Genomic DNA, 22,506 nt, shown 5'->3' with positions numbered 1-22,506 from the left:
GTTCAGGCGAGTGCGCGCCAGGCGCGCGCGGTGTCCGGGGCCGATTCGACGAGCGCCGGGGGAGCGGGCACCCCGGCGGCGGTGACGCGGCCGGGTACGGGGTCCGGCTCCGCGCACAGCACCGCGTCGACGATCGCGGCGGAGAGCGCGTCGGCAGCGGCGACGCCCAGCTCGACGAGGACGAGCGGGTCGACGATCGCTTCCCGCCTCTCACCGGTCGCCACCGCGAAGACCGTGTCGCCGTCGAACAGCGTGTGCGAGGGGTGGATCGCGCGCGCGAGTCCGGCATGGGCCGACTGCGCGAGCCGGGCGGTGCGCGCGGGGTCGAGACCGACATCGGTGACGATGCACGCGATCGTCGTGTTGCGGGCGCTGTCGGCGGGGCCGGGCGCGGCGTTCCCGGAGCCCTGCGCGCCGGCGCGCGGAGCGGATGCGGCCGGGGGAACCTCGATGCCGTGGACGGCGAGCACCGAGGCGGCGTGGAGGCGACCGGCGGGGTCGAGGACGCCGCCCATCGGATTCGCGACGGCGAGGGCGGCGACGGTGTGGCCGCTCGGCGTGGTGACGACCGCCTGGCCGAGCCCGCCGCGCACGAGGCCGCGCCTGGTCCATGCCCCGGTGCCGGCGCCGAGGGAGCCGCGCAGGTGCGGCTGGTCCGTGCGGGCATCGCGGTAGGCGGCGTGGCCGTCCGCCTCGTCCGGCGGCGCGCACGGTTCCCCTCCGCGGCCGAGGTCGAAGATCCCGGCCGCGGGCACGATCGGCACCGTCACCCCCGGCAGTCCCGGGGCGGGGAAGCCGCGGCCGTCGGCCCGGAGGCCGCGCTGCACGCCGTGGGCGGTCGCGAGGCCGAAGGCGCTGCCGCCGGTGAGGACGATCGCATCGGCGCCGTCGACGAGGGTGCCCGGTGCGAGGGCATCGGTCTCGTGCGTGGCCGGTCCGCCGCCGCGCACGTCGACGCCGGCGGTCGAACCGGGCGGCGGCACGATCACCGTGGTGCCGGTGAGCCGGCCGGCACCGGTGTGCCACGCGTGCCCGAGCGCGACGCCGGGCACCTCGAGGACGCCCCGGCCGCGACGGAGCACGCTCCGGGCCGGCCCGGCGGTCATCGGGCGCCCTGCACCCAGGCCTCGACCTCGGCCCGGGTGCGGGGGAAGCCGGCGGAGAGGTTCTCGACCCCGTCCTCGGTGACGAGGACGTCGTCCTCGATCCGCACGCCGATGCCGCGGTACTCCTCCGGGACGAGCAGGTCCGCTGCCTTGAAGTAGAGGCCGGGCTCGATGGTGAACACCATGCCGGGCCGCAGCTCGGCGCCGAGGTACATGTCGGCGCGGGCCTGCGCGCAGTCGTGGACGTCGAGCCCGAGGTGGTGGCTCGTGCCGTGGACCATCCAGCGGCGGTGCTGCTGTCCCGTGGGCGCGAGCGCCTCGTCGACGCTCACCGGCAGCAGTCCGAAGTCCGCCAGGCGGTGGGCGATGACCCGCATCGCGGCGTCGTGGACCTCGGCGAACACGACCGGTCGGCGGGTGTGCTCGGCGGCGACGGCGAACGCGGCGTCGGCGGCTTCGAGGACCGCGTCGTAGATCCTGCCCTGGACCTCGGTGAAGGTGCCCGACACGGGCAGGGTGCGGGTGATGTCGGCGGTGTAGAGGGAATCGGCCTCGGCGCCGGCGTCGACGAGGACGAGATCGCCGTCCGCCACCGCCCCGGTGTTCTTGATCCAGTGGAGCGTGCAGGCGTGGTCGCCGGCGGCGGCGATGGTGTCGTAGCCGACGCCGTTGCCGTCGGACCGGGCCGCCTGGGCGAAGGCGGTCTCGATGACCCGCTCGCCGCGGGCGTGGGCGACGGCGCGCGGGAGGCTCGCGACCACGGTGTCGAACCCGGCGCGGGTGATGTCGACGGCGCGGCGCATCTCGCCGATCTCGTACTCGTCCTTGATGAGGCGCAGCTCGGACAGGAACTGGGCGAGCTCGTCGTCCCCGGCGAGGGAGATCTCGAGGTCGGCGGCGACCTGCTCCCGGGCGGTGTCGATCTGCGCCTCGATGACCGTGTCGGCCCCGCGGAGCAGGCGCACGGAGACCGAGCCGAGATCCTTGGTGATCGCCTCGGGCGCCTCGCGGATGTCGGCGCACGCGATCCCGGTGCGTGCCTCCATCGTCGCGAGGTCCTCGCGGGGCCCGACCCAGTACTCGCCGTAGCGGGAGTCGGAGAAGAACTCCTCGGTGTCGGCGCCGGCCCGCGGCCGGAAGTAGAAGGTCTGCTCGTGCCCGTCCTCGGTGGGCTCGAGGACGAGCACCGAATCCGGCTCGGAGTCCTGTTCGAGTCCGGTGAGGTGGATGAAGGCGGAGTGGGCGCGGAACACGTAGTCGGTGTCGTTCGACCGGACCTTGAGACCGCCGGCCGGGATGACGAGGCGCTCGCCGGGGAAGCTGCGGGACAGCGCCTCACGGCGCGCCGGGGTCCAGGCGGCGGCGGGGAGCGGCTGCGCGTCGCCGGCGCTCGCCCGGTCCCAGCCGGAGGCGACGAAATCGCGGAACGCGGCCGACTGCGGGCGCCGGGATCGGGTGTTCACCCGGTCCGCGAGCGGCTGGTCGGGGGTGGTGGGGCCGGTTGCTGATTCCTCGGTCGTCATGCCGCCCATTCTAGGGGCGGATCCGCCGGTGAGGGCGGGTGCGGGGGAGGCGGGGCCTACAATCGGAGCCATGGCGATCGACCTGCACACGCACTCGCGGTACTCCGACGGCACCCAGAGTCCCGGGGAGCTCGTCGCGGAGGCGGCGCAGAGCGGGATCGCCGTGCTCGGCCTCACCGACCACGACACCACGGCGGGGTGGTACGAGGCCGTCGCCGCGGCCCGGAGCGCGGGCATCGGCCTCGTGCGCGGGATGGAGATCTCGTGCCGCTACGAGGGCATCAGCGTGCATCTCCTCAGCTATCTCCACGACCCGGACGCCGCGGAGCTCACCGCGACGGTGACCGATGCGCGCCGCGCCCGCCTCGTGCGGACCCGGACGATGGTCGAGCGCCTCGCCGAGGACTATCCGGTGACCTGGGAGGGCGTGCTCGCCCACGCGGGCGAGGAGGCGACCATCGGGCGCCCCCACATCGCCGACGCACTCGTCGCCGCCGGGGTCGTGGAGGACCGCTCGGCGGCGTTCGCCGGCCTCCTCACCACGCACTCGAAGTACTACGTGTCGCTGCCGACGATCTCGCCGATCGAGGCGATCCGCATGGTCCGCGAGGCCGGCGGGGTCTCGGTGTTCGCCCATCCGCGGGCCTCGATGCGCGGGCGCACGGTGCCCGACTCCGGGGTGCGGGCGATGATCGAGGCGGGTCTCGACGGGCTCGAGGTCGACCATCGGGACAATCCGCCGAGCGCGCGCGTGAAGCTCCGCGACCTCGCGGAGGACCATGATCTCCTCATCACCGGGTCGAGCGACTACCACGGCACCGGCAAGCCGAACCGGCTCGCCGAGCACACGACCGATCCCGCGATGCTCGAGCGCCTCGCGGCCGCCGCCTCGGGCGTGCCGCTCATCGGGGGCTGAGCCCCCCCGCACGCAGACGGCTCCGGGCCGACGACCCTGCTGGATCGTCGGCCCGGAGCCGTCGTGCGTCATCGGGGAGCGGAGCTCAGCCTTCGCGACCGCCCTCGGAGCGCGAGGCGCGGCCCTGCGGCTTGCCGCCGCGGGTGCGGCGCCGCCGGCGTCGGGGCCGATCCTCTCCCGCGCCGCCGTCGCGCGTTGATGCGCGCTCGGAGTCGGTGCGTCCGCCGCCGGAGCGGCGGCTGTCGCCGCGGCCCTCGCCGGACCGGCGTCGGCCGCGTCCGCCGCGGGACGCCTCGGCGTCGCCGTCCTGACCGGCCACCGGCCTGCGACGGCGCAGCCGGCCCTTGGTGCCCGCGGGGATCCGCAGGTCCTCGAAGAAGTGCGGGGAGGTCGAATAGGTCTCCGCCGGCTCGTCGAAGTCGAGGTCGAGCGCCTTGTTGATGAGGCGCCAGCGCGGCATGTCGTCCCAGTCGACGAACGTCACCGCGATGCCGGACTGGCCGGCGCGGCCGGTGCGGCCGATGCGGTGGACGTAGGTCTTCTCGTCGTCGGGGCACTGGTAGTTGACGACATGGGTGACGTCGTCGATGTCGATGCCGCGCGCGGCGACATCGGTGGCGACGAGCACGTCGACCTTGTTCTCCCGGAAGGCCTTGAGCGCCCGCTCGCGCATCTGCTGGTTGAGATCGCCGTGGAGCGGCCGGGCGGTGAACCCCCGGTCGACGAGCTCCTCGGCGAGCCGGTCGGCGGTGCGCTTCGTGCGGGCGAAGATGATGGTCCGGCCGCGCCCCTCGGCCTGGAGCATCCGGGCGACCATCTCGCTCTTGTCCATCGCATGCGCGCGGTACACGTACTGGGTGGTGTTCTTCGCGGTCTTCGTGTGATCGTCGGGGTCCTGCGCGCGGATGTGGGTCGGACGATTCATGTAGCGCCGGGCGAGTGAGATCACCGGGCCGGGCATGGTGGCCGAGAAGAGCATCGTCTGGCGATGGGCGGGCAGCGCGTCGACGATCCGCTCGACGTCGGGGAGGAAGCCGAGATCGAGCATCTCGTCGGCCTCGTCGAACACCGCGGTGTTGACCGAGTCGAGGCGGAGCACCCGGCGGCCGTAGAGGTCGAGCAGGCGGCCCGGGGTGCCGACGACGACGTCGACGCCGGACTTGAGGGCGGCGATCTGCGGGTCGAAGTCCTTGCCGCCGTAGATCGTGATGATCGAGAGGTTGCGCTTCGTCGAGGCGGTGCGCAGATCCTCCGCGACCTGCTGGGCGAGCTCGCGGGTGGGGACGACGACGAGCGCCTGCGGGGCGCGGCCCTCGATCCGGGCGGCGCCCTCGTCGGGCCCGACGGCGCGCTGGAGCAGCGGGATGCCGAACCCGAGGGTCTTGCCGGTCCCGGTCTTCGCCTGGCCGATGATGTCGGCCCCGGTGAGTGCCACGGGCAGGGTGAGCGCCTGGATCGGGAAGGGGGTGGTGATGCCGGAGTCGGCGAGCGCGGCCACGATGGGCTCTGCGACGCCGAGGTCGGCGAACGTCTGCTCCGGCGGGGTCTCGACCTCGTCGACGTCGATGGTCTCGGCTGCGATCTCTGTCATTCCGTACTCCTCACGGTGCTCCCGTCAGGAGCACGTTCTGTCATGGTGCCTCGCGGTAGGCTGACCGCATGTCTGCTGCCGAGCCCACCGCCGATGTCCGGCTGACCACCCTGGCGATCCTCGCGTTCGGGGAGCTCACCGCGGTCGAGCGCGCCGCGGCGGACGCGCAGTCCGCACCGAGCGTCCGGGACCGGGTCGATCTCATCGGCGTCGCGGGTGTCGCCCTGGGCAACTACGAGGCGCTGGCCGCGCGCACGGAGGCGCTCGGCGGCGATATCGCGGTGCTCCTGGAGGACGTCGAGCCGTCGTTCACCGCACTGCGGGAACGCACCCGGCCGCGTGACTGGTACGAAAGCCTCATGAAGGGGTACGTCTTCGACGGGATCAACAGAGATTTCTATCGCGCGGCCCTGGTCAACCTCGATGGGACGAGCGAGCGGGTGGCCACTTCCGTACTCGATGATACACGGCAGTCCGATCACCTCCGCCGTCGGCTCGCGCAGGCGATCAGCGAGCACCCCGAGCTGTCCTCGCGGCTCGCGCTGTGGGGCAGGCGGCTCGTGGGCGAGGCGCTCGTGCGCGGCCGGCAGCTCATCGAGCGCTTCGACCTCGCGGTCGACGACGAGGCCGTGGGTGCGATCTCCCAGCGGGTGATGACGAACCACTCCCGCCGGATGGCCGCCCTCGACCTCGTCGCCTGAGGCGTCCGGGCAGGTCAGCCGATCCCGAATCCGACCCGTCGCTGCTGCTCCTCGCCGATCTCGACATAGGCGAGCGCGGCGGCCGGCACGAGGATCTGCCGGCCCTTGGAGTCGGTGAGTCCGAGCACGCCGGAGCCGGACAGGGCGGAGCTCACCTGCTCGGTGATCTCCTCCGCGGTCGCGGTGCTCTCGATGACGAGTTCGCGGGGTGCGTGCTGCACGCCGATCCTGATCTCCATGTGTCTCCTTCGTCGAATCCGCCGCGCACCGGGAGCCCTGGGCGCGGTCTGGGGTCGGACACCACTCTAGTGCGCCCTCTCAGGACGCGTCGGCGGCTCCGTCCTCGGGCGGATCCGGCAGCGATCCGATGCCGTTGCACAGCACGCCGCCGATGAGCTGGGAGGCGGCGTCGGCCTCGACCTCACCGCTCTCGGCGAGCTCGAGAGCTGCGGCCTCGGCCATGCTCGTGACGGCCCGGGCGAGCAGCCGGGCCTCGGCCGCGGTGGCGGCCGACTCCCGCTGGATGAGCTCGGCGATCCAGGTCGCGGCCCGATCGGACGAGGTGCTCGCGCGCTTGAGGGCACCGGGTTCGTAGGAATCGGCCCGCGCGATGATGAGGAACTCGGCGCGGTGATCGGTGACGAAGTCGAAGTACGCGGAGATCGCGGCGCTCACGCGCTCCTCGTTGTCATCGCTCGAGTGGAGCGCCTCGGTGAGCACGGTGTCGAAGACGGCGTTCGCGGCATCGATCACCGCGAGGTAGAGGGACTGCTTCGAGTCGAAGTGCTGGTACAGCACGGGCTTCGACACGCCCGCGGCGATCGCCACCGCATCCATCGAAGCGGTGCGGTAGCCGGACCGGGAGAAGACCTCCGTGGCGACGGAGACCAGCTGATCGCGGCGCTGCGCCTGCGGCATCCTCTGCGATTTCGTCATCCCCCCAGCTTATCGTCTCGGGAGTGCCGATCGCTCAAATGTCCATACGGGTGTGACCGGGATCTCCCTTCCGCTCGGCCCGTGTCCGTGCCGCGTGTTCCAATGAATGACATGGGAATCAGTCCGGAGGACATCGCACGCGACCTCGTCGAAGGCACCGCAGTGACCGTCGTCGGAGCGCCGGGAACCGGGAAGACCGCGCTCCTCACGGCGGTGCACCGCCACCTCGCGGGGCTGCCGGCCACCGGGCCGGACGACACGCTCGTGCTCACCCCCACCCGGGACCATGCCTCGGACCTGCGCGACCGGATCGCGCCCGACCCCGGGCAGGTGCGGACGGCTCCGGCCGCACGGAGCATCCACTCCCTCGCCTTCGGCATCGTCGCGGCCCAGGCCGCAGTGCGCGACGGCGCCGGCACGAGGTTCGTGTCCGGGGCGGACCAGGACGCACTGCTCGCCGCGCTCCTCGACGGCTACGAGCAGGGCCGTGCGACGCCGCCGGATTGGCCCGCCCGCATGACCGCCGAGGTGCGGCGCACCGCCGGTTTCCGCGACGAGCTCCGCGAGGTGCTCAACCGGGTGATGGAGCGCGGCTGCGCTCCGGCCGACGTGCTGGCGGTCGCGCGGGCCGCTGGACGCCAGGAGTGGACCGCCGTCGCCCAGGTCCTGCAGGACTACGAGGACCAGCTCGCCGTACCGGTGTTCGGCGGCGTCGACACCGCGGCCGTCCTCGCCGAGGCCGCCGCCGTGCTGCGCGAGGAGCGCGAGGCCGGCACCGTCGCCGGGCGGCGCTGGAGCTTCGCGGGGGAGATCGTCCCGCGCTACCTCCTCGTCGACGCCGCGCAGGACCTGCCCGACGCCGCGGTCGCCGTCCTCAGCGGACTGCGCGACCTCGGCACAGGGATCGCCGTCGCCGTGTCCCCGGACACCGGCACCCAGGGCTTCCGGGGCGGTTCGGGCTCCGTCGTCGCCGCGGCCACAGCCCACGGCGCTCCGGTGATCGCCGGACCCGCGGGCCACCGCACCCTCGTCCTCGACGCAGCGGCCGGGCACGTGCGGGGTGCCGGCGCGATCGCCGCGGTGTCCCAGGACTTCGCGCGGCGGATCTCCATGGACCTCGCGCACGGCCACGTCCCGCGCACGGCCGCAGGCGCACCGGACGGGGACTCGCGCGTGCGGGTGGCGCGGTCGAACTCGGCCGCGGAGCGGTCGCGCACCGTGGCCGCGCTGCTGCGCACGTGGTTCCACGATGCGGGGACGGACTGGTCCGACATCGCCGTCATCGGCCGCACCTCGGGGACCGCGGCCGCGCTCCGGCAGGAGCTCGGGCACCTCGGGATCCCGGTCGGCGCGGTCGAGCTCCCGCTGCGCACCGACCCGGCGACCGCTCCTCTGCTCCGGGCGCTCACCGTCGACCTCGGTGATCCGGAGGCCCTCGGCGATCTCATGCGGGAGCTCCTCACCGGGCCGTACTTCGGCGTCGACGCGGTCGCCCTGCGCGGACTCGAGCGGGAAGCCGCGGTCCTCCTCTCCCGCAGCGCGGTCGACACCCCGGACGACGACGGGGCCGCTCGCCCCGCCCGCCCCGGGTCCGTTCTCGTGCGCGCCCTGCTCGACCTGCCGCCGGCCGGGCTGCCCGAACCCCTGAGCACCCTCGCCGCGGTGCTCGACACCGCCGCGGACGTCGCGGAGGCGGACGCGCACACCGCGGTGTGGCGGCTCTGGCGGTCCACCGGGGTCGCACGGGCGTGGCGGGCGCGCGCGCTCCACAGCCCCGGCGATCCGATCAACGACCGCCTCGACGCCGTCCTGCGGCTGATCTCGCTGGCGGAGAAGTTGGGGGAGGACCTCGCGGGCCGGGGGTCGCTGCGGGCGCGATCCTTCGCCGCTCTCGTCATCGACCAGGAGTTCGCGCAGGATTCGCTCGCCGCCCGCCGCACGCGGACCGCGGTCCGGGTCGATTCGCCGGCGGCGCTGGCGCACCGGAGCTTCTCCCGAGTCGTCGTCGTCGACGTCGACGAGGGACAGTGGCCCGACCCGCGCGTGCGCGGCTCGATGTTCGCCACCGAGGCGCTGCTGCTCGGCCTCACCGGGGGAGAGCCGGACCCGGACGCGGGCGCGGAGTACGCCCGCCGGCGGCGCGCGACGATCATCGACGAGGGCCGGCTGTTCCTCAGCGCGATCACCCGCGCCGCCGACGACCTCGTCGTCATGGCCCTCGACGACGGCGACACGTCGCCGAGCGCGTTCTTCGACACCGTGGCCGCCCATCCCGCGGTCGAGGAGCTCGCTCCTCCCGCCGTCGTCCCGGACGACCGCAACGACGCCGGACCGGACAGCGGTGCCGCCTCGGAGCTCCTCCCGGTGAGCGCCCGCCAGGCCGCGGCCCGTGCGCGCAGCCGGTTCGTCGCCGCCGCGGACGGCGGCTCGGACACCCGCGAGTGGGCGGACCTGCTCCTCGCGCTCGCCGCGCACGGAGTGGCGGAGGCGAACCCGGACAACTGGACGGCCTGGCAGGAGGTGACGACGTCGACCCCGCTGCTCGGACCGGAGGACGAGGCCCGGATCTCCCCGTCCGCCGCAGAGGAATTCACCGCGTGCGCCCTGCGCTGGTTCCTCACCCGGCACGGCGGCCGGACCGCGAGCTCGCGCGCGCAGAGCCTCGGCACCCTCATCCATGCGATCGCCGAATCCCATCCCCGCGGCGGCTTCGCGGACATGATCGAGGACTTCGACGCGGGGTTCGCCGAGATCGAGTTCGAGGCCGCCTGGGAGCGCGACCGCGAGTACGCGACCGGCCGCCGGATGGTGGAGAACCTCGATCGGTACCTGCGGGAGTCGTTCGAGCGCCGCCCGGATCTCGAGGTCGCCGTCGAGGTGGGCGTCGACGCGGCCGCTCCGGACGGAGCCCTCGGGGCGCCGTGGCGGATCACCGGCCGGATCGACCGCCTCGAGATCATCCCCGGGCGTGCGGGCGCCCCGGACGGAGTGCGCCCGGTCGACTTCAAGACCGGGAAGACCCCCGTGTCCCGCGCCGACGGCATCACCCATCCGCAGCTCGGGGTCTACCAGCTCGCGCTGCGCGCCGGGGGCGCCGAACGCGCCGACGGCACCCGGATCACCGGCGAGCCCGCCGGGGCGGAGCTCGTCTACCTGCGCAACGCATCACCGACCCAGCGTGAGCAGCCGGCGCTCGACGAGTCCGCGGATCCCGCCTGGGCCCAGACCCTCGTCGCCGGCATCGCCGAGGGCATGCGCTCGGACCGCTTCGTCGCCACCCCCGCACCGGACATCTGCCGCTCCTGTCCGGTGAGATCGTCGTGCCCGGCCTTCGCCGGCGCCCCGGAATCAGGAGCCGAGAGCGCATGACTCCCGTCGCACCGCACTACACCGCACTCCGGCTCGCCGACATCATCGGCGTGCCGCCGCCCACCGAGGAGCAGCAGCGGATCATCGAGGGTCCGCTCGACACGGCGGTGGTCATCGCCGGGGCGGGTTCGGGCAAGACCACGGTCATCGCTCAGCGCGTCGTGTACCTCGTCGCCAACGGGATCGTCGACGCGGAGTCGATCCTCGGCCTCACCTTCACCCGGAAGGCCGTGGGGGAGCTCAACGAGCGGATCCGGAAGCTGCTCCACCGCTTCCGCGAGGCCGAAGGCGTCCGGCGCGGCGCGACGGACCTGCCCGGGATCGACGTCCCCACCGTGACGACGTACAACTCCTTCGCCGCAGGGATCGTGGCCGACCACGGCGTGCGGATCGGTGTCGAACCGGAGTCCCGGCTGCTCGACATCGCCGACGCGATGGCGCTCGCCGGCACCGTGGTCGACGCCGCGACGGACCGGGAGATCCCGCCGAGGATCGCCCGCTCGACCGTCATCGATCAGATCCTGAGCCTCTCCTCGCAGATCAACGAGCACCTGCAGACCCCGGAAGCGGTCATCGACCACCTCGACGACTGCATCGACGGGTTCCTCGTCGGGGAGGCCTTCGCCGCGCTGCTCGCGTCCGTCCGGAGGAAGCGGATCCCCCGGGAGGAGAAGGAGCAGCTCATCGACGAGGCGGCGGCGCTCGCCGCCCGCGCCGGGCTCGGCGAGGCGCCGGCCGGTCCGCGGAGCCTGGCGAGGGCGGAGGACCCTGCTCGCCGCGAGCTCCTCGATCTGCTCGTCGGGCGCGACATCGCCCCGGACCCACTCGTCCCGCTCGTCAGCAAGCGGCGCATCGCGGTCCTGTCCCGTCGGTACCTCGATCTCAAGCGAGCCGACTCGGCCATGGAGTTCTCCGACCAGGTGGCGTTCGCCCACCGGATCATGACCGAGGTCCCTGCGGTCCGGGACATCGAGCGTGCACGCTGGAGGGTCGTCATGCTCGACGAGTACCAGGACACCTCGGACTCCCAGTTCGAGCTGCTCCGCACCGTCTTCTCCGGCCTGCCGGTCATGGCGGTGGGGGACCCCCGGCAGTCGATCTACGGCTGGCGCGGGGCGAGCGCCCGGAACATCGGCGAGTTCCCGCTCCACTTCCGCTCCCCGGACGGCACCCCGGCCCGTGCGCTCTCCCTGAGCACGAGCTGGCGCAACGACGTCGAGGTCCTCGCCGTGGCGAACCGCCTCGCCGCCGAGCTGCCGGACGCGGACCCGGCCGACGCGCTCACCGCGAGCCCCGTCGCCGGGCCCGGACGCGTCGACATCTCCGCCACCCCCGGTGAGCCCGATGCGGAGTACGGCTCTGATCAGTGGGCGGCGCTCGCGCAGTGGATGACGGGGATCGGCGAGGAGGAGCCCGCCTGGACGCGGGCGGTGCTGTGCCGCAAGCGCAGCCAGTTCGCCCCCGTCGTCCACGCGCTCACCGCCGCCGGGATCGACGTCCACATCGCCGGCTCCACCGGCATGCTCGACGACCCGTTCGTCGCCGACGCGCACAGTGCGCTGCAGGCGATCGTCGACCCCGGTGCCGGCGACCACGCCATGCGGCTGCTCAGCGGCACCGTCTGCGGCCTCGGGGCCTCGGACATCGCCGCGCTCGACCGGTTCACCCGCCGGCGCAGCCGTCGCCTGCGCGAGCGGCTCGCGCCTGCCGGTGACGGGGACCGCGGAACCGCTGCACCCGAAGGTGGGGAGGCCGCCTGCCCGGTGGCGGAGATCGAGGACATCACCCTCGTCGAGGGCATCGACGACCTGCTCACCACCACCGCGCAGGCGGAGGCGCGGGCCGTCGGGCTGTCCGCGGCCGCGCTGCGCAGGATCACCCGGCTCGCCGCCGCCCTGCGGTCCCTGCGGCGTTCGACGACGACGATCCCCGGGCTCGTCCGCGAGGTCGTCCGCGAGCTCGACATCGACACCGAGGTCGAAGCCCTGCCCGCCGCCGCGGCGCAGGTGCACCGCGCCTCGCTCGACGCCTTCGTCTCGCTCGCCATCGACTACTCCGCGCAGCATCCGGAGGGCACCGCGCGCACGTTCCTCGACTGGGTCGCCGTCCTCGAGTCGAAGGACGCGCTCGCGAACCCGGAGGGCGAACAGGACCCGGCGGCGGTCACGGTGATGACGATCCACTCCTCCAAGGGCCTCGAGTTCGATGCGGTGGCGATCCCCGACTGCGTGGAAGGGGATCTGCCGACCGGGCTGCGGGAGACGAAGGGGTGGCTGGCGTCCGGAGCGCTGCCGTACCCCCTGCGCGGCGACCGGGTGAAGCTGCCGTCCTTCGACATCGTGGCCCGCGGGGGCTGCTCATCCAAGGAGTTTAAGGAATGGCTCGCCGTGGACGTCCAGCCGCGGCTCACGGAGCACCATCTCACCGAGGAGCGCAGGCTCGCCTACGTCGCGGTGACCCGGGCGAGGTCCCGCCTGTGGCTCGGTGCCGCGCTCTACACGACCCGGGCCGCAGCCAATGAGTTCTCCCCGTTCCTGCGCGAGGCGATGGAGGTGCTCGGCCGCGATGAGAGCGAGCTGCCGGAGGCCGCGGACGACGGCGAGCGCACGGTCGCCCCGATCGTCGGCTTCCCGTGGCCGATGATCGACACCGAGCGCCGCGATCGCCGGCATGCCCATCTCGAGCGGCTGCGCGCGCGACGTGGGGAGCACCCCGACCTGCGGACCCTCGCGGAGTCCGCCGCGGATCCGGAGGTCCGGTCGATCGCCGCCCGGGTGATCGCGCTCGACGAGGCCCGCACCGGCGACGGCGAGGGTTTCACCCTCCCGGCACGCCTGTCGACGTCGGGGATCGTCGCGTTCCTCGGCGATCCGACGGGCTTCGCCGCGAGCACGAGCCGTCCGATGCCCTACGCCCCGAACGAGGCCGCCGGCCTGGGTACGGCCTTCCACACGTGGGTGGAGAACTACTACGGGCAGGCCGCGCTCGGCGACGTCGACGACGAATCGGCCGGGGTCGCGCTGTCCGGGACGGCCCGGCGGCGGCTGGGCGAGCTCACCGAGATCTTCATGGCCTCGGAGTTCGCCCGCCTCGAGCCCGCGGAGATCGAGCTCCCGTTCGAACTCGTCCTCGAGCGCTCCGACGGAACCGCCATCCACGTGCCCGGCAAGATCGACGCCGTGTTCCGCACCCCGGAGGGCATCCGCGTGGTCGACTGGAAGACCGCGCAGGCACCGGGGGAGGACACGCTCGGGACCATGGCGGTGCAGCTCTCCGTCTACGCTCTCGCGCTCTCCCGGATGCCGGAGTACGCCGGCATCCCCGTCGAGGCGGAGTTCTACTTCCTCGGCAGCGACCGGGTGGTGCGCGCCCCGCGGCTGCTCGATGCGGAGGAGCTGCTCGCCGCCCTCGAATCCGGTGCGCACCTCCTCGCCGAGCAGGACCGGGAGAGCGCTCGGATCAGCGGTCCTCGGGGTCGGTGATCCGCTCGGTGGGCACCGAGGCGGCGGCCTCCTCGTCGATGTCGCCGCCCAGCGGAGCCGTCGGTCGGAACACGTCCGCGGCCCGGACCGCAGGGCGGGCCGCGTCACCGGAGGACGTTCCGGCCGAGGTGTTCGAGCTCGCGCCCGTGCTCGCGGGTGCGGTGCCGTCGCCGGGCCGGGAGTCCTGCTGCGCAGACGCGCTCGCGGTGACCGGAGTGTGCGGGTCCGCGGGGTCCGGAGACGAGAGGGGATCCTGAAGATCCGAGTCGTCCTGATCGGGCGCGGTTCTGGTACCAGCGGTGTCGTCCCCGCCGTACGGCCCGCGGGAAGCGGCCGGGCCGGCGGTCAGCGCGGCGAGGGACTGGACGAGCGCGGTGGCATCAGCGAGATCGGCGGGATCGCCGCTCCGGTGGGCTTCGAGGAGCCAGTCGAGAGCGGTGAGCTCGGACCGGAGCTCGGTGCGGCTGCGCAGGCCCGGATCGGAGGCCGTGCGCAGTCGCCGGTACGTGCGGAAGAACGCTTCGACGGCGTCGGGAGCGAGCAGTGCGGTGACGGCCGCGAGGTCCGCGGCGGGGTCGCCGATGTGGAGCGCTCCGAGGTCGGTGACCGCGGCGATCGCGTCCCCGTCGGTGCGCAGGGCGTCCTCCGAGAGCCCGCCGTGGACCGGACACGGGAAGAACCGCCAGGTGGCGACGTTCTCGAGGGAGGACTCCCAGCGGGTGAGGAGCGAGGAGGGGACGTGTCCCGTCGCGGCGCCGGCGTCGAGCGCATCGAGGAGGCGCTGCCGCTCCTCGGCGCTGTCGAGGACCGGCAGGCCGGAGTCGGCGATCTCGCCCGGATCGGCGCTGTGGAGCTCGGCGAGGAATCCGGCGAGGGCGTCGACGAGGGCGGGGGAGTCGGCGAAGGCGATGGTGGAGACGGGGGTGCCGGGCAGCGGCACGCTCACCCGGATCTCCTCCCCGGCGCCCGCGTACTGGTCGGCGGACACCGTCCGGCGACCGATCACCTGGGGGAAGGCGACCGCGGTGTGCGGCAGGAGACCGCGGAGCAGCGCCGCCGCGTAGTCCTCGGCCTCCGCCTCGGCGACTCCGGTCCCGGACAGCAGCGCCGCCACGACGGTGCGGTCCCCGTCGGAGACGAGCACCCTCCGGCCGCGCGGATCCGACAGCGGGAGCCACGACCGGGGTTCGAATCCGTCGACGATCCCGGCGGTGGCGGCAGCGATCTTGAGGTCGAGAGTCTCCACACCCCCAACCTACCCGGGATGCCCGCCCGTGGCGACGAACCGCACGGGCCGCGCCCCGGTGATTCGCGGGACCCGGACGTGTCCGGCGCGTTCGCTATCGTGGAGCGCATGAGACCACTCCCGCTCCTCGAACCGGCCAGCCTGGCGCGCAGCGACGTGCGCCGCAACCACCTGTCCCGCGGCACCGACGGGGATCTCTCGGAGGTGTGGGCCCGCACCGGCACCCGGGGTGTGCTCGCCCACCGGGGCTACGTCCTCATCGCCTCCGGCCGGCTGTTCACCGTCGATGCCGCGGACGCCCCCGCCACCGGCACCCAGGTGTACCTCGGCACCGACGCGGAGGGCACCGACTACATCGGCATCGACCTCGACGACGCCGGGCGTTCGGAGGTGGACTCCCGTCTCGCCGCTGATCGCGACCGCGATGCCGAGGACCTCCTCGACGGTCCGGCGACCGGCATCCACGTCTCCGATCCGACGTGGCTCGACCTGCGGCACGTCGCGACCGAGCTCGGCGATCTCGACATCGGTCTCGCGTGCGCCCTCGTGGCGGTCGGCAACTGGCACCGGACGCACACCCATTCGCCCCGCAACGGATCACCCACCGTGCCGATGCACGGCGGCTGGGTGAGGCAGGACCCGCACACCGGCAGCGAGCACTTCCCGCGCACCGACCCCGCCGTCATCATGGCCGTCGTCCACACCGACGACTCCGGCACCGAGCGCCTCCTGCTCGGGAACAACGCCCAGTGGCCCGCGGACCGCTATTCGCTCCTCGCCGGCTTCGTCGAGCCCGGGGAGACCCTCGAGGCCGCGGTCATCCGCGAGGTCTGGGAGGAGGCGGGGGTCGACTGCGTGCGTCCCGCGTACGTCGGCTCGCAGCCGTGGCCCTTCCCGTCCTCGCTCATGCTCGGCTTCACCGCGGAGGCGACCTCGATGGACACCCGGGCCGACGGCGACGAGATCACCCGGGTGCGCTGGTTCACCCGGGAGGAGCTCGCCGCGGAGGTCGCGGCGAAGACCGTGTGGGTGCCCGGTGAGGTGTCCATCGCCGGGCAGATCCTGTCCGCCTGGCTCGCCGGGGATTCATGACCGCCGGACCACCTGCGGCAGTCGGTGCATCCTCTCCCTCACCCGGTCCGCTGCTCCCGGCCGACGCCGACGCGCTCCTCGAGCACCTCGATCCCGAACAGCGCCGCGTCGCCGAGCACGTGTCCGGGCCGCTCGTCGTCCTCGCCGGGGCCGGGACGGGCAAGACCCGGGCGATGACCCACCGGATCGCGTACGGCGCGGCGACCGGTGCGCTGTCCGTCCAGCACGTCCTCGCACTGACCTTCACCGCCAAGGCCGCCGGCGAGATGCGCTCCCGCCTGCGCGCCCTCGGGGTGCCCGGGGTGCAGGCCCGGACGTTCCACTCCGCGGCGCTGCGGCAGCTGCGCTTCTTCTGGGACTCCTTCGCCGAAGGCCCGTTCCCGGAGCTCCTCGGTCAGAAGTCCGGCATCCTCGCGCGGGCGATGGCGGAGGCCGGCTTCGAGGTCGAGCGGGAGACGGTGCGCGACGTCGCCGCCGAGATCGAGTACGCCGCGGTCTCCCTGCTCGCCGTCGACGACTACGTCGAGCAGGCCGCATCGCGAGAGCTCCCCGCCGGCATCACTCCGGCCGGGATGGAGCAGATCATGCGCTCCTACAGCGAGATCAAGTCCCGCCGCCGGCTGCTCGACTTCGAGGACATCCTCCTCACCCTCACCGGACTGCTCGCGACCCGCGAGGACATCGCCGCGCGGATCCACGGCCAGTACCGTCATTTCGTCGTCGACGAGTTCCAGGACGTCTCCCCGGTCCAGTACGACCTGCTCATGCGCTGGGTCGGACGCCGGGAGTCGCTGTGCGTCGTCGGGGATCCGGCGCAGACGATCTACACCTTCGCCGGTGCCACCGACTCGTTCCTCCACCGACTCCCGTCGCGCCTGCCGGGTGCCCGGACGGTGTCGCTCGTCCGCAACTACCGGTCGACCGAGCAGATCGTCCAGGCCGCGAACGCCGTCCTCGCCCGCACCGGCCGGACGCCCCTCGTGCTCCGCGGCACCGGGCGGAACGGCCCGCCGCCGCGCTTCACCGAGTACGCCGATGACCGGGCCGAGGCCGAGGCGGTGGCCGCGCGGATCGCCGGGGAGATCGCCGGCGGGCGCCGGGCCTCCGACATCGCGGTGCTGTTCCGCACCAACGGCCAGAGCCAGGCCTTCGAGGACGCGCTCGCGCGCCGCGGAGTCGGCTATGTTCTGCGCGGCGGCGAGCGCTTCTTCGCCCGACGCGAGGTCAAGGAGGGCATCGCGCTGCTGCGCGCCTCGGCGGCGACCCGCGGCCCGGGGGCTCTCGACACGGTCGTCGGCGAGGTGCTCGACGCGATCGGCTGGGCACCGCAGCCGCCGGCGGGCACCGGTGCGGCGCGGGAGCGCTGGGAGTCGCTCAACGCCCTCGTCGACCTCGCGGCGACGATCCAGCGGGACTCGGAGCTGCCCGTCCCCCTCCCGGACTTCCTCGCGGAGCTCGCCGACCGGCAGGAGCACCAGTTCGCACCGCCGGTCAACGGCGTCACCCTCGCCTCGGTCCACGCCGCGAAGGGCCTGGAATGGGAGAGCGTCCACCTCGTCGGCCTGTCCGAGGGCCTGCTGCCGATCAGCTTCGCCCGCACCCCGGCAGCGGTCGCCGAGGAGCGACGCCTGTTCTACGTCGCGCTCACCCGGGCCCGCACCGAGCTGTCGCTGAGCTGGTCGCTCTCCCGCCAGGAGGGCAGCCGCGCGCGGCGCTCGCCGTCGCGCTTCGTCGGAGAGATGCAGGGTGCCGGCGGGAAGCGTCCGCAGGCCGTCGGGGGCGCCGGAGCGCGCAGTGCGCGTCCGCGACCCGCTCCGCAGCAGTGCCGCCGCTGCGGCAGGGTCCTCGTTTCCGCGGTCGAGCAGAAGCTCGAGCGGTGCGGGCACTGCCCGGCCGAGGTCGACGAGCGTCTGCTCGCCGCCCTGCTCGAATGGCGCCGTGAGCGCTCCGAGCACATGCGGGTGCCGGCGTACATGGTGCTCACCACCGCGACGGTCAATGCGATCGCCGAGGTCAGGCCGCGGACCGCGGCGGACATGGAGCGGATCCCCGGGATCGGCCCGGTGAAGCACGAGCTGTACGGCACCGAGATCCTCGCCCTCGTCGAGCGGCACGCGGAAACCTGACCCGCGGCCGCCGCGAGCTCAGGCGGACACGTCGACGGTGCCGGCCACCGGGATCCGGCAGTCGCAGGAGTCGTGGAATTCGACCTCCGTCTCCGTCACCGCGCCGTCGGGCAGGGTGACGACGGCATCGACGGGGACAGGCCGTCCGCCGAGCAGATGACTGCGCAGCACGAGCGCGGCGTGCGCCATCGCCAGGGTGCCGAGCACCGGGTCGGTGCGGGCCGGCTGCGGCGCCTGCCGCCACAGGGACCGCCAGGCGAGGAACCAGTCGGCGTCCTCGTCTGTCCGCCGGAGCACCCGGCAGCGGGTGCACGGGGTGACTCCGGGGACCACGACGTGGGAGATCGTCGCGCCGGACTGACCGACGACGACCTGCTGGTGGGTGATCCCGTTCTCGACGAGGCAGGCCGCGGACACCGCGTCCTCCACCCACACCCCGGTGAGCACGACGACGGGGGAGCGGTGGGCGGCGGCGTCCTCGACGCGGTCGATCGGGGACGCCTCGAATCCCGCGGCGACGAGGACGGGGAGGAGCTGTCGGGCGAACGGGCCGGAGACGAGCACCGGAGCGGCGGTGAGGGGCTCCGCGACCTGCGCCGGCGGGATGCCGAGGGTCGCCGCGACCGGGTCGACGTGGACCGTCGGGAGGCGGGTGGTCGAGCGCGGGCCGATCGGCACGAGCGCGCCGGCCTCGTCGAGCAGGGCGAGGAGGGACGAAGCCCGTGCCGCGGAGACGCCGAGGTGCGCGGCGCGGTCGAAGAAGTCGTCGACGCCGATCCCCATCCGGAGCACGGAGACGAGTTCGGTGTCGGGCGGGGTCAGCCCGTCGATGAGGATCGGTTCGTCGATCCCGAACTGCACGCAGCGATCGCTGCGCCACACCACCGGGACCGAATGGTAGAGCTGATACACCGGTCAACCACCTCCTGCTCCGGAGGGTACCGAGGTGCGGGCGGGGTCCGACAGCCCTGGGGAGAACCTGTGGACAACCGCGGTCGGACGGTGCCGGGGAGGACGGGACCGGGCAGGGTCGGAACGGCTGCCGATCATCGGATCCGCATGTGCCGACCGCCCTGCCCGGTGGAGACCCCCAGCCGCGCTCGGTGTGTCATGAGCCTTCCCCTTGCCCATGAAACCCGGGTTTTCCGGGGGTCTGACTCCTCAAAGTATGCGCGGTCGCGCGATGCCGTCAACACCGCTCGGACCCGCCCCTGTGCACAAGCGGGGAGATCCTGTTGATGACTGCGGCCCCGCCTGTGGACGGGCATGTGGAGATCCGGTGCGACGAGGTTCGGACCGTGCTCGATCCCGCCCGGTGGAACCGGCGATTCGCACCCGTGCAGCTCCCCGGAGGGCCGAGGTGCGGTCCGGGCTCGGAAATTTTCTTCGCTCATCGGCGTGTCGCTCATCGCGGGAACCGGCGGGCCGTGTCCGCGCCGCCCTCTAGGGTGGATCGCATGGAAGCAGCAGAGGTCATCGCAGCTCTCGACTCCGGGTCCATCGCCGTCCGCCGTTCGGCCCGGCGGCGGAAGACGATCTCGGTGAGTCGGCAGCACGGTGCCTATCTCGTCGCCGTGCCCGCCCGTTACGACGTCCGGCGTCATGCGGCGGACATCGGAGCGCTCATCGCCCGCCTCGAACGGCGTGCCGCGGCGGTTCCGCGCGGCGATGCGGACCTCGAGGTGCTCGCCGCCGAGCTCAACGACCGCTACTTCGACGACGGTGTGGCCCCGAGCTCCGTGCGCTGGGTGGCGAACCAGCGCCGGCGGTTCGCCTCGGCGACCTCGGCGACGCGGTCGATCCGGGTGTCCGACCGGCTGCGCGAGGTGCCGCGCTGGGTCCTCGAGTCCGTCCTCGTCCACGAGCTCGCCCATCTGCGGGTCCCGGACCACTCCGCGGCGTTCGACGCTCTCACCCGTCGCCATCCGGACACGGACCGGGCGGAGATCTTCCTCTCCGGCTTTTCCTACGGCGAAGCCGCCGCGGGGGGCGTCGGCGAACCGGGGAACTGATCCTCGGGCGTCCGAACCGGCGACCCGCGCGACCCGGGGGCAGTGCGGGCGCTGTGGTGCGCCGTGTCGGGCCGGCACTGCGGGTTGAGCGTCGTCAGTGCTCGGCGGAGCCGGCCGCGGAACGGGCGTCCGCGGTGAGCGCGAACAGCCGGGGGAGTCGATCCGGCAGGTCGGGGAGGATGTTCTCCGGGAGTGCCGCGAGATCGAACCAGGCGACGGCGTGCGACTCCGGCGAGGCGCTCACCTGCGCGTCCGCACTCGCGATCGCGGCGTAGACGACGTCCCGGTGGACGCGGCAGGTGCCGAAGGCCGACGGCAGCGCGTGCACGTGGAGGTCGACCGGTGCGGGGGAGAGCCAGTCCACCGCGGCGAGCCCGGATTCCTCGAGGCATTCGCGCTCGGCGGCCGGGCGGAGGCCCGCGTCGGAATCCTCGATGTGACCGCCGAACTGTCCCCAGGCGTCGGCCTTCCGATGATGGTGGAGGAGCACGCGGCTCGCGGCGAGGTCGAACACGACGCAGCTCGCCGTGAAGTGCTCGGCCCCGCCCGTGCGCCGGAGCGCGGCATCACCGTGCTCGGAGAGGAAGGCGAGTGCCGCCTCGCGCTCGTCGATGCGGTCCGCAGGGGCCGGCCAGGAGCGGAGCTCCCGGTCGGCGAGGTGTGCGCGCATCAGCTCGACGGGCCCGCTGAGCGGTCCTCGCCGTCCTCGGGGCCGCTGTCGTCCGTGCCGTCCGCCGCGGTGCCGGAGCCGCCCTCTCCGGAACCGGAGCCATCAGCTCCGGTCCCGGAGTCGTCGGCTGCATCGGTCCGGGATCCGTCGGCCGGAGCGGATCCGGAATCAGCGGTTCCCGGTCCGGCCTCGTCCGCGAGCAGCCGGGCCAGCGCCTCGTCCATCGAGGAGTCGGAGGTCCATTCCTGAGCACGCCGTTCGCGGTAGCCGAGCGGATCGTCGAGGTCCTGGGTCGTCGGGAGGAGATCGGGGTGGTTGAAGACCGCGTCCCGCGCCTCGGCGCCCTCGGACTGCTCGAGGTAGGAGAAGAGCGCCGCGGCGTCACGGAGCCGAGCGGGCCGCAGGTCGAGGCCGACGAGGTCGGCGAAGGTCCGGTCCGCGCTGCCCTCGGTGGCATGGCGGGCGCGCAGGGCCTCCCGGATCGCGCTGCGCGAACCGAGTGCCTCGCAGGCCTCGTAGGTGACGACATCGGCCCAGCCGGCGACCACCGACAGGAGGTTCTGCACGCTCGCGAGCGCCTGCTTCTGCTCCGCGGTCGGCTGCGGGTGGAACAGCCCCTGCCGGATCTCCTCGCTCATCTCCTGGAGGCGGCTCGGATCCATCTGACCGGCCATGCCCTGGATGCGCTCGAGATCGATCTCGATGCCGGAGGCGTACTTGCTCAGAGCCGTCTCGACATGGCCCGCGAGCCACGGGGCGCGCTTGAACAGCCACAGGAGCGCGAGCTCGCGCACGGCGAGGTAGATCCGCAGCTCGGTGGCCTCGACCCCGAGCTCCGAGGCGGCGCCGGTGATGTTCGCCTCGACGAGCGCTGGCCGCTGGCCCTTGACGAGCGGGAGCCCGTGCTCGGTGCCGCTGAGGACGGAGCCCGACAGCGCGCCGAGCGCCTCGCCGAGCTGCAGGCCGAACATCGAGTCGCTCATCGATGCGAACATCTGGCCGGCGCCGGCGAGCATCGGCTTGAGCTCCTCGGGCGCCTGCTCGGCGATGCTCGCCGACAGCGCGCTCGACATGTTCGACTGGACGGGCTTGACGAGCCGCTGCCAGCCCTCGAAGGTCTGCTCGACCCATTCGCGGCGGGTGAGGGCGATCGCCTCGGGGACGCCGATCGCCGAGGGGGTGACGTTCTCGAGCCAGAGCTCAGCGAGGCGGAACGCGTCGTGGGCGGCCCGGGACACGTCCTCGGTGATCTCCGGGTCCGGCTGGGGGATCCGCTGCTCCGCTGCCCGCATCCCGCCGGCGTTCGAGCCGCCGCCGAGCATCCCCTGGAGCTGCTGCATGATGCCGCCGAGCATCGCAGGGTCGAAGGGGAGTCCTGCGGGGCCGGATGCACCGGAACCGCCGCCGGAACCCTGCTGTCCGAAGGTGCCGCCGAACTGCCCGCCGGGTCCGAAGAACATCCCGAAGATGTTGCCGAGCGGGTCGTTGTTGTCGTCGGGCTGGTCGCCTTCGCGGTTCTTGTCGGTCATGCCGTTCCCTCGGTCGCTGACGGGTGGGTCGAATCTCTTGCTGTGAAGCCTAACGAGGGAAGCTGATCGAACCTTCCGAACCGCGCTCGCGAATCGCCGGTGTTCGCTGTCCGCTGAGTCGGCTCCCGGGACGTCCTGCCGGCCCGCGGTCCCGGGCAGTGCGCGGGGCCGGTCGCGATTGGGCCGCCGTGATCGGGGTGCTCTACA

Annotated in this window: 16 protein-coding genes; 7 read left to right on the top strand and 9 right to left on the bottom strand. The window is 73.3% G+C overall.

The genetic code is table 11. The features are described 5' to 3' along the window. Positions 1-2: 2 nt before the first annotated feature. Entirely contained in the window at positions 3-1,106 is a 1,104-nt protein-coding gene (locus C1A17_RS03810) for a P1 family peptidase (RefSeq protein ID WP_101650861.1), read from the bottom strand. After that, positions 1,103-2,629 carry an aminopeptidase P family protein gene (locus tag C1A17_RS03805; protein ID WP_101651547.1) on the bottom strand — a complete coding sequence of 509 codons (1,527 nt, stop codon included), beginning with the start codon at positions 2,627-2,629 and terminating at the stop codon, positions 1,103-1,105. Before C1A17_RS03805 ends, C1A17_RS03810 begins: the two co-directional genes overlap by 4 nt. Before the next feature lie 70 nt (positions 2,630-2,699). Between C1A17_RS03805 and C1A17_RS03800 the strand changes: the two genes are divergently transcribed. Then, positions 2,700-3,545, top strand: coding sequence for a PHP domain-containing protein (locus C1A17_RS03800; protein WP_101650860.1), 846 nt, complete (start codon positions 2,700-2,702; stop codon positions 3,543-3,545). A gap of 85 nt (positions 3,546-3,630) precedes the next feature. Here C1A17_RS03800 and C1A17_RS03795 read toward each other — a convergent pair whose 3' ends face one another. Further along, the gene (locus C1A17_RS03795; RefSeq protein ID WP_101650856.1) at positions 3,631-5,136 is read right to left on the bottom strand and encodes a DEAD/DEAH box helicase; all 1,506 of its coding nucleotides are present in this window, start codon (positions 5,134-5,136) and stop codon (positions 3,631-3,633) included. 68 nt (positions 5,137-5,204) lie between these two features. Between C1A17_RS03795 and C1A17_RS03790 the strand changes: the two genes are divergently transcribed. Beyond that, positions 5,205-5,837, top strand: a complete 633-nt coding sequence (locus tag C1A17_RS03790; protein ID WP_101650854.1) for a ferritin-like fold-containing protein — start codon at positions 5,205-5,207, stop codon at positions 5,835-5,837. Between the two features lie 14 nt (positions 5,838-5,851). Here C1A17_RS03790 and C1A17_RS03785 read toward each other — a convergent pair whose 3' ends face one another. Beyond that, positions 5,852-6,076: a DUF3107 domain-containing protein gene (locus C1A17_RS03785; RefSeq protein ID WP_101650852.1), complete on the bottom strand. Its 225-nt coding sequence runs from the start codon at positions 6,074-6,076 to the stop codon at positions 5,852-5,854. Positions 6,077-6,155: 79 nt separating this feature from the next. After that, positions 6,156-6,773: a TetR/AcrR family transcriptional regulator gene (locus C1A17_RS03780; RefSeq protein ID WP_101650851.1), complete on the bottom strand. Its 618-nt coding sequence runs from the start codon at positions 6,771-6,773 to the stop codon at positions 6,156-6,158. A gap of 111 nt (positions 6,774-6,884) precedes the next feature. Here C1A17_RS03780 and C1A17_RS03775 point away from each other — a divergent pair, with 111 nt between their 5' ends. Next, positions 6,885-10,142, top strand: coding sequence for a UrvD/REP family ATP-dependent DNA helicase (locus tag C1A17_RS03775; protein WP_180953201.1), 3,258 nt, complete (start codon positions 6,885-6,887; stop codon positions 10,140-10,142). Next, on the top strand, positions 10,139-13,624 hold the full coding sequence (locus C1A17_RS03770; protein WP_101650848.1) for an ATP-dependent helicase: 3,486 nt from the start codon (positions 10,139-10,141) through the stop codon (positions 13,622-13,624). The genes C1A17_RS03775 and C1A17_RS03770 overlap by 4 nt, the downstream gene beginning before the upstream one ends. Here C1A17_RS03770 and C1A17_RS03765 read toward each other — a convergent pair. Beyond that, positions 13,602-14,870 carry a phosphotransferase gene (locus C1A17_RS03765; protein ID WP_101650841.1) on the bottom strand — a complete coding sequence of 423 codons (1,269 nt, stop codon included), beginning with the start codon at positions 14,868-14,870 and terminating at the stop codon, positions 13,602-13,604. The two genes, C1A17_RS03770 and C1A17_RS03765, sit on opposite strands and share 23 nt — an antisense overlap. Before the next feature lie 108 nt (positions 14,871-14,978). On the opposite strand from C1A17_RS03765, the gene nudC reads away from it, so the two are divergent. Beyond that, complete coding sequence (gene nudC / locus C1A17_RS03760; RefSeq protein ID WP_101650839.1) at positions 14,979-15,962, top strand: NAD(+) diphosphatase; 984 nt, start codon at positions 14,979-14,981, stop codon at positions 15,960-15,962. Next, on the top strand, positions 15,959-18,088 hold the full coding sequence (locus C1A17_RS03755) for an ATP-dependent DNA helicase UvrD2 (RefSeq protein WP_101650837.1): 2,130 nt from the start codon (positions 15,959-15,961) through the stop codon (positions 18,086-18,088). The genes nudC and C1A17_RS03755 overlap by 4 nt, the downstream gene beginning before the upstream one ends. 18 nt (positions 18,089-18,106) lie before the next feature. Here the strand turns inward: C1A17_RS03755 and C1A17_RS03750 are convergent, their stop codons facing one another. After that, complete coding sequence (locus C1A17_RS03750; RefSeq protein ID WP_101650835.1) at positions 18,107-19,000, bottom strand: hypothetical protein; 894 nt, start codon at positions 18,998-19,000, stop codon at positions 18,107-18,109. Positions 19,001-19,545: 545 nt separating this feature from the next. On the opposite strand from C1A17_RS03750, the gene C1A17_RS03745 reads away from it, so the two are divergent. Continuing rightward, on the top strand, positions 19,546-20,100 hold the full coding sequence (locus C1A17_RS03745) for a M48 family metallopeptidase (protein ID WP_101650833.1): 555 nt from the start codon (positions 19,546-19,548) through the stop codon (positions 20,098-20,100). 94 nt (positions 20,101-20,194) lie between these two features. Here C1A17_RS03745 and C1A17_RS03740 read toward each other — a convergent pair whose 3' ends face one another. Together C1A17_RS03740 and C1A17_RS03735 are read right to left on the bottom strand one after the other, a co-directional pair. Next, entirely contained in the window at positions 20,195-20,770 is a 576-nt protein-coding gene (locus C1A17_RS03740) for an NUDIX hydrolase (RefSeq protein WP_101650831.1), read from the bottom strand. Then, positions 20,770-22,299, bottom strand: coding sequence for a zinc-dependent metalloprotease (locus C1A17_RS03735; protein ID WP_101650829.1), 1,530 nt, complete (start codon positions 22,297-22,299; stop codon positions 20,770-20,772). Before C1A17_RS03735 ends, C1A17_RS03740 begins: the two co-directional genes overlap by 1 nt. Positions 22,300-22,506: the final 207 nt, after the last annotated feature.

Source organism: Brevibacterium ihuae, assembly GCF_900184225.1.
Taxonomy (GTDB): Bacteria; Actinomycetota; Actinomycetes; order Actinomycetales; family Brevibacteriaceae; genus Brevibacterium; species Brevibacterium ihuae.
Note: the sequence above shows the minus strand (reverse complement) of the source record. Positions and strands in the feature narration are given on the sequence as shown.